General features: G+C 45.9%; 13 protein-coding genes and 1 other RNA gene. 6 read left to right on the top strand and 8 right to left on the bottom strand.

The genetic code is table 11. From position 1 onward, the window contains the following. Positions 1–32 precede the first annotated feature (32 nt). Positions 33–704, top strand: coding sequence for a zinc metallopeptidase (locus tag L696_RS0127250; protein ID WP_025686464.1), 672 nt, complete (start codon positions 33–35; stop codon positions 702–704). Positions 705–800: 96 nt separating this feature from the next. Here L696_RS0127250 and gltC read toward each other — a convergent pair whose 3' ends face one another. Together gltC and L696_RS0127240 are read right to left on the bottom strand one after the other, a co-directional pair. Continuing rightward, complete coding sequence (gene gltC, locus L696_RS0127245) at positions 801–1,730, bottom strand: glutamate biosynthesis transcriptional regulator GltC (RefSeq protein WP_025686463.1); 930 nt, start codon at positions 1,728–1,730, stop codon at positions 801–803. Positions 1,731–1,828: 98 nt separating this feature from the next. Beyond that, positions 1,829–2,452, bottom strand: a complete 624-nt coding sequence (locus L696_RS0127240) for a rhomboid family intramembrane serine protease (RefSeq protein ID WP_025686462.1) — start codon at positions 2,450–2,452, stop codon at positions 1,829–1,831. A 120-nt stretch (positions 2,453–2,572) separates the two neighbouring features. Here L696_RS0127240 and tpx point away from each other — a divergent pair, with 120 nt between their 5' ends. After that, on the top strand, positions 2,573–3,091 hold the full coding sequence (tpx, locus tag L696_RS0127235) for a thiol peroxidase (protein WP_025686461.1): 519 nt from the start codon (positions 2,573–2,575) through the stop codon (positions 3,089–3,091). A 107-nt stretch (positions 3,092–3,198) separates the two neighbouring features. Here the strand turns inward: tpx and L696_RS0127230 are convergent, their stop codons facing one another. The 4 genes from L696_RS0127230 to cshA form a co-directional block, all read right to left on the bottom strand. Beyond that, positions 3,199–3,591, bottom strand: a complete 393-nt coding sequence (locus tag L696_RS0127230; RefSeq protein WP_025686460.1) for a DUF1499 domain-containing protein — start codon at positions 3,589–3,591, stop codon at positions 3,199–3,201. 213 nt (positions 3,592–3,804) lie between these two features. Continuing rightward, positions 3,805–3,998: non-coding RNA, 6S RNA (ssrS, locus tag L696_RS30045), on the bottom strand. Positions 3,999–4,050: 52 nt separating this feature from the next. Beyond that, positions 4,051–4,818 carry a YesL family protein gene (locus L696_RS0127225; RefSeq protein WP_025686459.1) on the bottom strand — a complete coding sequence of 256 codons (768 nt, stop codon included), beginning with the start codon at positions 4,816–4,818 and terminating at the stop codon, positions 4,051–4,053. A gap of 221 nt (positions 4,819–5,039) precedes the next feature. Next, positions 5,040–6,629, bottom strand: coding sequence for a degradosome RNA helicase CshA (gene cshA / locus L696_RS0127220; protein ID WP_025686458.1), 1,590 nt, complete (start codon positions 6,627–6,629; stop codon positions 5,040–5,042). A 325-nt stretch (positions 6,630–6,954) separates the two neighbouring features. On the opposite strand from cshA, the gene L696_RS0127215 reads away from it, so the two are divergent. The 4 genes from L696_RS0127215 to L696_RS0127200 all read left to right on the top strand — a co-directional run bounded on the left by L696_RS0127215 (position 6,955) and on the right by L696_RS0127200 (position 11,103). After that, the gene (locus tag L696_RS0127215; RefSeq protein WP_025686457.1) at positions 6,955–7,776 is read left to right on the top strand and encodes a YitT family protein; all 822 of its coding nucleotides are present in this window, start codon (positions 6,955–6,957) and stop codon (positions 7,774–7,776) included. 172 nt (positions 7,777–7,948) lie between these two features. Beyond that, the gene (locus L696_RS0127210) at positions 7,949–8,137 is read left to right on the top strand and encodes a hypothetical protein (RefSeq protein WP_081750805.1); all 189 of its coding nucleotides are present in this window, start codon (positions 7,949–7,951) and stop codon (positions 8,135–8,137) included. Between the two features lie 218 nt (positions 8,138–8,355). Then, entirely contained in the window at positions 8,356–9,534 is a 1,179-nt protein-coding gene (locus L696_RS0127205; RefSeq protein ID WP_025686455.1) for a putative glycoside hydrolase, read from the top strand. Between the two features lie 198 nt (positions 9,535–9,732). Then, positions 9,733–11,103 carry an MATE family efflux transporter gene (locus L696_RS0127200; protein ID WP_025686454.1) on the top strand — a complete coding sequence of 457 codons (1,371 nt, stop codon included), beginning with the start codon at positions 9,733–9,735 and terminating at the stop codon, positions 11,101–11,103. A 12-nt stretch (positions 11,104–11,115) separates the two neighbouring features. Here the strand turns inward: L696_RS0127200 and L696_RS0127195 are convergent, their stop codons facing one another. Both L696_RS0127195 and pfkA read right to left on the bottom strand, forming a co-directional pair. Continuing rightward, the gene (locus L696_RS0127195; RefSeq protein ID WP_014280850.1) at positions 11,116–11,319 is read right to left on the bottom strand and encodes a DUF3906 family protein; all 204 of its coding nucleotides are present in this window, start codon (positions 11,317–11,319) and stop codon (positions 11,116–11,118) included. A 130-nt stretch (positions 11,320–11,449) separates the two neighbouring features. Then, positions 11,450–12,421 (bottom strand): 6-phosphofructokinase, encoded by a 972-nt coding sequence (gene pfkA, locus L696_RS0127190; protein WP_025686453.1) that lies wholly within the window; start codon positions 12,419–12,421, stop codon positions 11,450–11,452.

The raw sequence follows: 12,421 nt of genomic DNA, 5'->3' as shown, positions 1-12,421 counted from the left end.
GTTTTGATGAAATAATAATGGAGGGTTGCTTTATGATGGGGATGTATATATTGATTATTCTTGCGTTCGGTTTATCCTTATGGGCGCAATTTCGTGTGAAAGGTACTTTTAACAAATGGTCTGATGTTCCCAACGAAAACGGGTTGACAGGCTACGATGCCGCCCGGCATATGCTGGATCGCAATGGTTTGCACGATGTGCCCATTGAACCTGTACCTGGCGCGTTATCTGACCACTATGATCCGATGCAACGCGTAGTACGCTTGTCCGAGCCTGTATATTATGAAAAATCTATTTCCGCAGTTGCTGTGGCTTGTCACGAGGTCGGTCATGCGATTCAGCATAAAGAGCATTATCCTATGTTAGCGCTGCGTCACCGGATTTTCCCGATTGTCAACTTCGCATCCGGCATTGCACCGTTTCTGTTGATTGCCGGGTTCCTGTTCAGCTACACAAACCTGATTGGCTTAGGCATTATCTTTTTCTCGGCTACTGTTGCTTTTCAATTAATTACATTACCGGTCGAATTTAATGCTTCCAACCGTGCCCGTGAAATTATGGTGTCTGAAGGATTTATCCGCAGTGATGAAGAACGAGGTGTAGCTAAAGTATTGAATGCCGCTGCATTAACATATGTGGCCGCCGCTCTCGTTTCCTTGCTGGAGCTGATTCGCCTGATCGGTATCTTCAACAGCCGTGACTAATCGCTTTTGTAGCAAAAAAGGTTGTTCCTTCGCCATGATGATGGTAGAGGAACAACCTTTTTATATTTTATCCAATTCCCTATACTCTCCTGTCCATTAATCCACTTTAGCACTTCCATCCGTCACAGTGCCGCTACCTTGAAGACCAAAATATTGCAACAAGAAAGTGCGAAACGACTTGGCAACCAACGGAAGCTTGTCATCTCTACGGTGAATTAAGCCAATGGTTCGCGTCACCTCGGGATCAACAATGGACACTCTCGCGGGCTGGAGCGGGTTGGTCTGGAACAACGCCATTTCCGGCAAAAGACTGACCCCCATGCCTGCGGCAACTAATCCGCGAATCGTATCCGTCTCCTCGCCTTCAAAAGCGATGTCAGGCGTAAATCCGGCCTCCAGACAAGCCTGCCAGACAATCGGACGCAGGGAGTAACCGTCTCTGAACAAGATGAACTTTTCTCCCTTAAGCTGATCCAGCGTGATGTGCCCGGCTGAAGCCAAAGGATGATTAGGGGGAAGAACCGCAAACAGCTCCTCGGTCAGCACCACATCTCCCTCCACATGATCATGACGATCCGGAAAAGGGGATACGAAAGCCAAATCCACCTCACCCGCCAACACATCACGAATCAAACTTGGGTACATCCCCTGTTTAAATCTGAATTTAACATTCGGATACCGTTTACGAAATTCAGCCACAACCGTAGGAATAAGATGAATGCCCAAACTGTGCGGGAAGCCGATACGAATTTCTCCACCCTCGGGGTCTAAAAACTCATGAACCTCCAGAACAGCCCGCTCCAAATCCTTTATAATCGTTTCAACCCGTTTGCAAAATAACTGCCCCACCGGTGTAAGCTGCAAGTTGCGGCCCTTTTGCATAAAAAGGTTAACCCCCAGCTCCTCTTCAAGCTGATGAATTTGCCGACTGACCGCAGACTGCGCCACATGCAGCTCCTCGGCTGCCTGTGTGACATGTTCCTTTTGCGCTACCTTCATGAAGTATTGCAACTGTCGTAATTCCACTCCGTTATTCGCTCCAATCTATTTTTCAACATCCGGAAGAAGAGGTTGGACGAACCCCTTCCTCTTTCTTGCCCTGCCGACTTACGGTAAAGCTGTCTTTAGTGACGTTTACGTTGGCCAGTCAATCTGATCATTAATCCATACAAGAAAAACCCGCTGAGCAGCCCTCCAAAATGGGCGGTCCAGTTAATGTTCGCCACAGCGAACGAAAACAGGATACCAAACCCGAGCAGCGTGTACAGTGTTTTGCGTGAAGCTTCATCCATCAGCGTCCGCTGAAACAGAGCAACGTACAGAAAGGCGCCGTAGATACCGTATATCGCTCCTGACGCCCCTACAGAGACCGTGGTTTCCGCTACCATGTTGTAATGCGCAATGGACAATACATTCCCCACAATGCCTGTAGCGAGGTACAGCAGCACGTAGCGAAAGGACCCGAGCAGACGTTCCAGCGGTGGAGCAAATACGAGAATTGCAAAGGAATTGAAGAAAAGATGATCAAAACCCGCGTGTAAAAAAATAGCTGACAAATACCGCCATAACTGGTCGGTAAACGGCTCCTCATTGATCAAGGCCCCATACCGGATTAGTGTCAAACTATTTTCCGATCCACCATGTACGGTCAGCACAATAAACATCACGATATTGATAAGCAGAATCAAACAGGTAACCGGGTAAAAACGCAAATAACTTTTCCAGTTCTCATAACGTAAAAAAATCAAGGCAATCCTTCCTTCATGGGGTGTCTCCACCTTATTCAAATTGGACAATGTCTTTTATAAAAGATTATAATAGATTTCAGCAACGATAACCAATGCTAAAAACCAAGGAGGCTATTACATATGGCACAAGAACGTAAAGAAGCTGCTACTTTTAAAGGCAATCCTTTGACTCTCGTGGGTCCTGAACTGAAAGTTGGAGACCAGGCCCCTGATTTTAAATTGCAAAAAAATCTGTTGGAAGCTGCTACGCTTCAAGATTTTGCAGGTAAAGTCAAGCTTATCAGCGTTGTTCCTTCTCTTGATACAGGCGTGTGTGACGCACAGACCCGTCGTTTTAATCAAGAAGCGGATTCTCTCGGAGATCAAGTCGTAATACTGACTGTCAGCGTGGATCTGCCATTCGCCCAAGCTCGTTGGTGCGGCGCTGCGGGTATTGACCGTGTATTGACACTGTCCGATTACAAGGACCATTCCTTCGGCGAAGCCTACGGCGTGTTCATTAAGGAATTCCATTTGGATCATCGCGCTATTTTCGTGATTGATCAAAACGATAAAATCGTTTATGTAGAATATTTGAGCGAAATGTCCGAGCATCCTGACTATGATCAAGCGATTGCAGCGGTGAAGAAGCTCGTCTAATTCATCCTGCTTACGTTAAGGCTGATTTGAATTAAAAAAGCGAGTGAAGGGTTCCTTCCTCGCTTTTTTGACGTTGGTCTGCCACTTTGCTGCTCACACGTCTGCAATCACTGTACGACCTTATGAGCAGACAGTTTCTTGTCAATCACGGCAAACAACTGCAAAATAATGCGATAATTTGCACCCATGTCCCCCAGCGATCCACGCGAAGCGGAATAAATATCCACAGCACTCCGAACTGGCGAGACGGACAATATAGAAACGGTAATGTCGACAGTTCTGCCGAATGCCGTTCGCTTCTCAAGCGTAATCTCACCTACGGATGGCACCTCATGCAGCACCTTGTATCCAGGAATCTTTTTTAAAACGGACGATACCTCTTCCCAAGCCTTGTCTCTCGATAAGCTATAATAGCGTGTCTTCATTTGGGGGTCTTTGACCCGGTCGCTTGTACCTTCTTGGCTGCGCACAATCCCCACCAGAGTCCTCTTCAACGACAAGACATTTCCTCCTTCACGATAATCGTTGCTGAATACAGCACATCGATTTCCCTTTGCTGCAAGCGCTTTATAAAAATGTTAAAACGACAAAGTGAACCCGATCATACCTGTGGTATGCGACCTTAGTACCTTATTTCTTATTTTAGCATTATTACATACAAAAAACACCCTGTTTCTGCACGGAGCAGTATCAGGGTGTGTTGATTACGTTATAGAGTACCCGCCGATGCCGTCCGACCATAGCGTCTTCTGAACCTGCTTTAGCAGGTGGGTGATCGCAGGACAAACTTTTGAAGTCCCCTTGTCAGAATTGACAGGGCTTTTCAGCTGTCCACCCGTATTGATCTCCCTAGACATTGTCATTGGTTCAAAACAACAAATGACCGTAACGTGCATCGCAGGATGTGACCTTATTATAGCGCTTCTCACTCGGAAAGTAAATGCTAGGATAAATCTGTTTTATTTTTGAAGGTTATCACCTTTCTTGTCTTCCGTGCTAGCTGCCTCTTCGTCTTTTTGCTTCATCTTTTCCATCTGATCCTGCATTTTGAGGAACGTTCCATAAAAATTAAAGAAAGCGAACCAGGCCACCACACTACCAATGAAGAACAAGAACAGCACAGGGTATTTGACTCCAATAAAGATAACAATCGCGCTGCCGAGCATGGTAGAAAATACACGAAACGGTCGAATGAGCGTCAGCAAAACCGCATTTTTGATCAGTAATCCGATGGACATATGATAATGAGCAACCATCGAGAAAAAGTTAAACATGGATACGAGCAAAATAATGATAAGAATAAGCATGATTATGCCTACAATTTGCAAATTGCTGAGCTGCGTCATATACACGGTATAATCCACATACATAATGACAAATAGCAGCGTGTAGAAGATGCCCCCGATCAGGCTCTGCTTATAGTTTTCCTTGTATCCTTTAAAGAAGGTACGAAGCACACCTGCATCCGTATCGCCCATTACCCATTTGCGGACGACGGAAAACATGGCCGATGTAGCCGGAAACAAAGTAAGCGGTGCCAAAACAGCCAGCGCCCAATTCATTTGTAAAGATTCATTAGCCAAGTTCTGATTCATCACAAGTAGTTTGAGTATAAGACAGAACATAAAAGGCGACGAGCATAACACCCATAACAAATTGGTAGCCGCCAGTCGGGTAATCCATTCAGTCAGGCGATAAATACCACCCATAGCTCCTTTAAACTCCAACGTTAGTCTCTCCCTCCGCAAGCCCTGGCAGTTCCACGGCTCATGTTGCTGTGCCTGTAAATTCCGGCTGTTGACTATATCATACCGTATTTCATCCCTAATGCGCCAGTGAAATCAATACTTCAACCGTCGAAGCAGGTTGCTAAGAAATTTGCACTTTTTGATCTCATAGCAAAAAGCCGAAGCGAGCATTCACTTCGGCTTTGCTATTATTTCAATTCTTATTCAGAAGAGGAATCTTCGCGTCTTGCAGGACGACGAGTTTCTCCGCTACTGCTTGGACGTGGTCTGCGATCTCCACTATTGCGGCTCGCGGAATCACGGTTGTAGCTACCGCCTTCTTTGCTGCCACGGTTGTAGCCACCATATCCGCCTTTGCTGCCACTACCACTGCCACCAGTACGGTTGGAGTTATAACCACCGTTGCTGCGTCCACTGTAGTTAGACGGCTTGCGTCCGCCGGAACGAACATCCGGTTTACGACGTTTTGCACGAATTGGATCTTCCGGAGTCAGCTCAATAGACGCTTCTCTCTTCTCGCCAGTCATCAGCTTCAGAGCTGCGGAGAGAAGTTGTACGGAGTCATACTGCTCCAGCATTTGAATAGCCAAGCCTTTGTATTCATTCAGCTCACCGCTTTCTACAGCCTCCAGGAGACGTTCTGCGATGATACGTTGTTTGCCTTCCAAAGCTTCAGCCAAGGTTGGAAGCGGCTTACGCGCAATACGGTGACGAGTTACACGTTCAATGAAATGCAGATGATCAATTTCACGAGGCGTTACGAAAGACCATGCTTCCCCTTCTTTACCTGCACGTCCAGTACGTCCAATACGGTGAACATAGCTTTCCGGATCTTGCGGAAGGTCAAAGTTCACAACGTGAGTTACACCGGAAACGTCCAAACCACGGGCAGCTACATCAGTTGCTACGAGCACGTCAATGCTTCCGTCGCGGAATTTGCGCATTACGGCATCACGTTGGTTCTGAGACAAGTCACCATGCAGACCGTCTGCGGAATATCCACGTTTTTGCAGAGCTTCAGCCAGCTCGTCTACCCGGCGCTTGGTGCGACCAAATACGATAGCGAGTTCTGGGGATTCCATGTCGATCAAACGGCTCAAAGCTTCGAATTTTTGACGTTCAGGAACTTCAATGTAGGCCTGATCAATCAGTGGAGCACTAACTTGTTTAGGGATAACTGAAACATGCTCAGGGTTTTTAAGGAACTGTTCAGCCAATCTTTTGATATTAGGAGGCATCGTAGCCGAGAAAAGCATCGTTTGACGCTCGTCCGGAACCTGCTTCAGAATGGATTGGATATCTTCCATAAAGCCCATATCCAACATTTCATCCGCTTCATCCAGAACAACGGTGTTTACGTCTTCCAGCTTGATGGTTTTGCGGTTAATATGGTCGAGCAAGCGACCTGGTGTACCAATGATAATTTGAGGTTTCTTTTTCAAAGCGCGAATCTGGCGCACGATATCTTGACCGCCATAGATTGGTAGAGTGCGAAGACCTTTGAAGCGGGACAGTTTTTCGATTTCTTCAGCTACCTGAATGGCAAGCTCACGTGTTGGAGCCATAATCAGCGCTCTGATTTTGTCGTCGTTTTTAGAGATTTTGCTGATCAACGGAATACCAAAAGCTGCGGTTTTACCCGTACCTGTTTGGGCTTGGCCAATCATGTCTCTTCCTTGCAACGCAAGAGGGATGGATTGGGATTGAATCGGCGTCGCTTCTTCAAAACCAAGCTCTGTAATCGCCTCAAGTACTTTCGGTTCAAGATTAAATTCTGCAAATGTCGTCAAATTTATTCAAACTCCTTCATAATGGTGGATGTGGTGGACAATCCACAATGTTGTCTGTATTCTTAAGTAGCGATATTATTGTATAGGTTTACCCAATACAGTGACAGTTTATTTAGGCCTATAACTGCATCTTTCTGTATAAACTCGGGTAACCTTATCCGATACATCTTAAACGAATTTATCCTTTTTAAAACAGTTTAAATTTTAAGTGTTTCTCTGGACAGAAGGTCCCTACTCAAGAATATCCACATCGCATTATAACACAAAACAATTCATGAATACCAGCAAGTTACTGTCCGTATATTTTAAATGAGGTGAAAAAACGTTGTTAAAAATAGTTTTAAACTGTTTTGTTGTCATTTTGGGAGCCGCTGCTATAGCAAGCGGTTTTAATCTGTTTCTCGTGCCGCACCACCTGCTGAGCGGCGGAGTAGCAGGGCTTTCCATGTTAATTGGCTACTTTACAAAATTCGATATCAGCGTGATGTATTTTGTCCTAAACATTCCGATGCTCATTGCAGGCTGGTTTATTTTAGGGAAACGATTTATTAGTATGAGTATTTTGTCTGTTGTCGCCACAACATGGATTTTGGCCTGGATTCCTGTGCATGCCCTTGTTAAAGATACGCTGCTGGCCTCCGTTTTTGGTGGAGTGCTGATTGGCGTTGGAGCTGGTATTTCCTTTCGGGTGGGGGGGTCTACTGGCGGTTTTGACATTATCGGCTCCATCGTCACCCGTTACCGCGATTTCCCTGTAGGGACTGTGCTCGTCGGTTTGAATGGGCTGGTTATTCTGGCAGCGGGATATCTGAACCAGGACTGGAATGTTGCCCTTGCATCCATGTTATCCATTTTCGTGACCGGCAAGGTGTTGGATCAGATTTATGTGAGTCACACTAAAATAACCGTTTACATCATTACTGAGCATACGGAGAAGCTGCTCAGCCGAATGCTGACAACGCCGCGTGGAGTCAGTAAAATTAAAATTGAAGGTGCATTTTCTCATACCGAAAAGGATATGCTGATGACAGTTACAACACGCTACGAGCTGGTAGAACTGAAACGCATTATTAAGAAAGTAGACCCTTCTGCTTTCGTTAATATCGTAGAAACGGTAGGGGTTATGGGCTCATTCCGCCGAAGATAAGCACGAGCCCAAGTGTCAAAATGCAGTTTCTGTGGTACACTATACGTGCGCTGTTCCCATATTATATAAAGACCAGCTTTACCTGCTATTTCACAGGCACTTTGCTTTTCCGATTCGTACCGAATGATTCTTATGGAATGATTTCGAGCAGGAAAGGGTGATTTTTGTGGAAATGGAAACGGTAAAACTGTCCGACATTGTCTTGAGATGGTATCCAGAAATGCTCCCGTTTCTCAAAAAGAATGAGCTGAACTCGATGATTGTACTTCGGGACGGGATGGCCATTCTCAAGCCCACGGATGCGCTCGAAATTATTCAGTACAGTATTTGTGAGCATCAGGACAATACGTATCTTCATTAAATCTCTCCACCAAGTGCCGCTTCTTCCGGTCGCAATTGCGCAGCCGCGAAGAAAGCGGCATTATTTATGCCATTTTACCGATTCAATGAACAAGGATTGGGTTAATCATGTAAGACTGTGCCTGATGATTCCAGTATTGGTTACAACCACGTTGTTTTTCGATACATAACTTTACGTATAATCAGGTAAGCGACTTACATAAGGGAGAGAGTTAGGAAATGAATATGATTTGGGCAGTTATGCTATTAGCAATGGGAATAGGCGGAAACGGGGAGCATTCAGCCAACGCACCAAATGTAAAAGATACGGTAGCGACGACAATCAGCAGTGCGATGATTCAGGCTCAGCACAGTAATATGAAGGTGGATGCCTCCAATCCTCCGGCTAAAATTGACCCACAGCCGACGACTCCTGCTATCAAGGGCATCTATGTTACGGCTTATAGCGCAGGCGGTTCGCGTATGACCCAGCTGCTTGAACTGCTCGACAAAACAGAGCTCAATTCCATGGTTATTGATATTAAGGATGATGCAGGTTACATCACTTATCCAACGACCAATCCCGAGCTGCTGAAATTGGGCAAGCCGCAAAAATTCATTCGGGATATTTCCGATTTGATGGACCGATTGAAAAAGCACAACGTGTACCCGATTGCCCGTGTTGTAGTATTTAAAGATACGGTATTAGCCAACAAAAATCCCAAAATGTCCTTCCGCAATCCAGACGGCTCTGTCTGGAAAAACGGCAAGGGCGATGGGTTCGTCAATCCCTATAATAAAGAGGTTTGGGATTATAATATTGCTATCGCCAAGGAGGCGTCAAAGCTGGGCTTCAAGGAAATTCAGTTTGATTATGTACGTTTCCCTGAAGGCTTTGAAAAAAGAGCGGACAAGCTGAAATATACCAAATCCGATCAATCACGTGTGGATGCGGTCGCTGAGTTCGTGCAATATGCCCGTAAAGAGCTTGCTCCACTGGGTGTGCGGGTATCGGTAGATATTTTCGGGTATGCCGCATCCGTTCCCGCTGCGGAAGGAATCGGACAGGATTTCGCCAAAATTTCAGAAAACGTGGATGTCATTTCTCCTATGGTTTATCCAAGTCACTATACAACAGGCTGGTTCGGTGTAAAGGACCCTGACAAAAATCCGTACCAGACCATTAAAGGTTCGATGGCAGATACGCATAAAAAGCTTGACCCAACAGGCAAGCTGAAACCAATCATTCGTCCATGGATTCAGGATTTTACCGCAAGCTGGCTGGGAAACGGTCATTATGCCAAATATGGTAACACCCAGGTCGAGGATCAAATTCGAGCGCTCAAGGATATGAAGGTTGACGAATATTTACTCTGGAATGCTACAAACCGCTATACTAGCGGAGTAACGTACAAATAATCCATGTATCCCGGTCTTATCATTATTTCTACACAATACACCAAATCATTTAAAGGCTTCACAAGGCTGCCCCATACGTTTGAACATGGGTGCAGTCTTTTTTGTTGCTGTTCAAATACTGCTACATCCCTTACAATAAATATTTGACACGTTATGATATATACGATTGATAACTTCCAAGTAAGTGGGGACATAAACATGCATTTGACGCTAACTAACACCCAAAAATGGAAGCAGCTTTTTAACATTTTGCTCCCTATTCTGGTAACACAGCTTGCACTATCCGCGATGACTTTTTTTGATACTAATATGTCGGGACACTTTTCTTCTGCCGATTTGGCTGGTGTAGCCATCGGAGTGAGTCTGTGGGTCCCTGTACAAACAGGCCTCAACGGAATACTTATGGCCATCACCCCTATTGTATCCCAATTGGTTGGAGCACAGCGCAAGGACAAGGTTTCTTACTACGTCATTCAGGCGCTATGGCTCTCGCTCACTCTATCGATGATTGTTCTGATTGCAGGTATTTTTCTCGTTAAGCCTATTCTGCACGGGATGAATCTGGAGTTGAGGGTTCATAATGTGGCCTTGTACTACCTTTGTGCGATGGCCTTCGGCATTGCCCCGCTCTTTGCTTATACGGTCCTACGGAGCTTTATGGATGCACTGGGACAAACCCGGTTTACGATGACCATCACGCTGATATCGTTGCCTATCAATGTCTTGTTGAACTACTTACTCATTTATGGAAACTGGGGTTTTCCTCGTCTGGGGGGTGTAGGCTCTGGAGTGGCAACTGCCGCCACGTACTGGATTGTTATGCTTGTTGCTGGCATCACCGCACATCGGGGAAAGATATTTGCCGAATACGGGATTTTCCACAAGATATACAGCATTGCTACCAGTGCCTGGAAAGACCTTATCAAAATCGGGGTACCCATCGGCTTTGCGATATTTTTCGAAACTGCTGTCTTCGCAGCCGTAACCCTCTTCATGAGCAATTATAATACGGCAACAATTGCGGCTCATCAGGCCGCTATGAACTTTGCGACAACACTGTATATGATTCCGCTCAGTATTTGTATGGCGCTCACGATTCTGGTCGGGTATGAGGTGGGGGCAGGACGGCCGCGGGATGCAAAAATATACAGCGTAATGGGAATCAGTAGTGCGGTTGGTCTGTCATTGATCACGGCTGTTGTGCTTGTGATCTGGGGCGAACAGGTCGCCAGGCTGTACTCCACCGATCCACAGGTTATTCAGTTAACGCAACATTTCCTGCTCTATGCGATTTTCTTCCAAATATCCGACGCTATCGCTACACCTACTCAAGGAGCACTGCGTGGATATAAGGATGTCAATTCGGCCTTTCTGATTACGTTTCTGGCCTATTGGGTTATTGGACTTCCTGTAGGATATATTATCGCACGTTGCACATCATTTGGTCCCTACGGCTACTGGATCGGCTTGATTACAGGTTTGGCCGCGGGAGCAGTGTCCCTTCTCTTCCGCCTGCTAGTTGTACAACGACGTTTTGCCGAAAAAAAACAACACGCAGAGGCTGTTTAGCCTTTGCGTGTATCAGCGTGTTTCCATGACATATGCAGTACCCGAAGTTATTCTTTTTTTCTCCACAATAGCTACTTCGTTCAGCTTTGGAGGATACAGAAAATGTCTCTCCACATGCTGGTCCACCGCCTGAAATGCCTGCTCCTCATTTTCCGCAACGAGAATAACGGTTAAGGCTCCTTCCGAGCTGTCCACTTCGATTTTGAACAAATACATATTTATTCCCTCCATACCTGCTTTAAATGTTAACTTTAAATGTTAAAAAATATGCGGATGACTCGGGTCATCCGCATGAGTTTAAGAATTCCTAGCTGTGAATCCATCTGGTACATACAATAGCTAATTATTATTGGGACAAGCGCAAGGCCAGCTCGTAAAGCTCCATATTGAAATCTTTTTTCGTATTTACGACCTTGTCAATATCAGTGGCTACCAGCTTGCCATCAATCGTTCCGCAAGCCTTGTCCGATATACCCTCAATCAATTGACGAACAGCAAAGTCACCCAAACGGCTTGCCAGATTACGGTCAAATGCGGTTGGTGTGCCTCCACGTTGAATGTGTCCAAGCACCGTTACACGCGGCTCATAATCCGGACAGTTTTCCTGGATTACCTGTGACACGGCTTCACTTTTGCCTGCGCCTTCAGCAACGATAATAATACTGTGGCGTTTGCCGTGCTTAAAGTTTTGCTTCATCCGATCAGATACTTCATTCAGGTCAAACTCTACTTCGGGCACCAAAATCGTTTCTGCGCCGGAGGCCAGACCTGCATGCAAAGCAATATCGCCGCAATGACGTCCCATAACTTCTACGATAGAAGAACGTTCGTGGGATGACATCGTATCACGCAGCTTGTTGATGGCGTCCACTACGATACTAACCGCCGTATCAAAACCAATCGTGTAGTCGGTGAAGGAAATGTCATTGTCAATCGTACCTGGAAGGCACATTGTTTTAATTCCTTGTTTGGTCAGTTTGTTAGCTCCTTGATAGGAACCATCGCCACCGATCACGACTAGGCCATCAATTCCATGGTTACGCAAAATTTCAGCGCCTCGCTTCTGTCCTTCCTCGGTCATAAATTCCAGACACCGGGCAGATTGAAGTACAGTACCCCCACGTTGGATAATATCTCCGACGCTTCTCAGATCCATCGGAAAAATATCATCATTCAGCAGGCCCTGATATCCGCGCTGAACCCCGAATACTTCAAGTCCAAAATACAAGCCGCTGCGCACAACGGCGCGAACTGCGGCGTTCATCCCCTGTGAATCTCCACCACTCGTTAATACTGCGATTTTCTTAACTGCTGTCAT

This window comes from Paenibacillus maysiensis, assembly GCF_000520815.1.
In the GTDB taxonomy this organism is placed as follows: domain Bacteria; phylum Bacillota; class Bacilli; order Paenibacillales; family Paenibacillaceae; genus Paenibacillus; species Paenibacillus maysiensis.
This window is presented reverse-complemented; position numbering and strand designations above follow the sequence as displayed.

Bases quoted from the DNA above. Each gene is read 5' to 3' on its own strand.
- L696_RS0127210 (WP_081750805.1), top strand. From the start codon at position 7,949: ATGGAAACGGTAAAACTGTCCGACATTGTCTTGAGATGGTATCCAGAA.
- pfkA (WP_025686453.1), bottom strand. From the start codon at position 12,421: ATGACAGCAGTTAAGAAAATCGCAGTATTAACGAGTGGTGGAGATTCA.
- tpx (WP_025686461.1), top strand. From the start codon at position 2,573: ATGGCACAAGAACGTAAAGAAGCTGCTACTTTTAAAGGCAATCCTTTG.
- L696_RS0127195 (WP_014280850.1), bottom strand. From the start codon at position 11,319: ATGTATTTGTTCAAAATCGAAGTGGACAGCTCGGAAGGAGCCTTAACC.
- L696_RS0127250 (WP_025686464.1), top strand. From the start codon at position 33: ATGATGGGGATGTATATATTGATTATTCTTGCGTTCGGTTTATCCTTA.
- L696_RS0127200 (WP_025686454.1), top strand. From the start codon at position 9,733: ATGCATTTGACGCTAACTAACACCCAAAAATGGAAGCAGCTTTTTAAC.
- L696_RS0127205 (WP_025686455.1), top strand. From the start codon at position 8,356: ATGAATATGATTTGGGCAGTTATGCTATTAGCAATGGGAATAGGCGGA.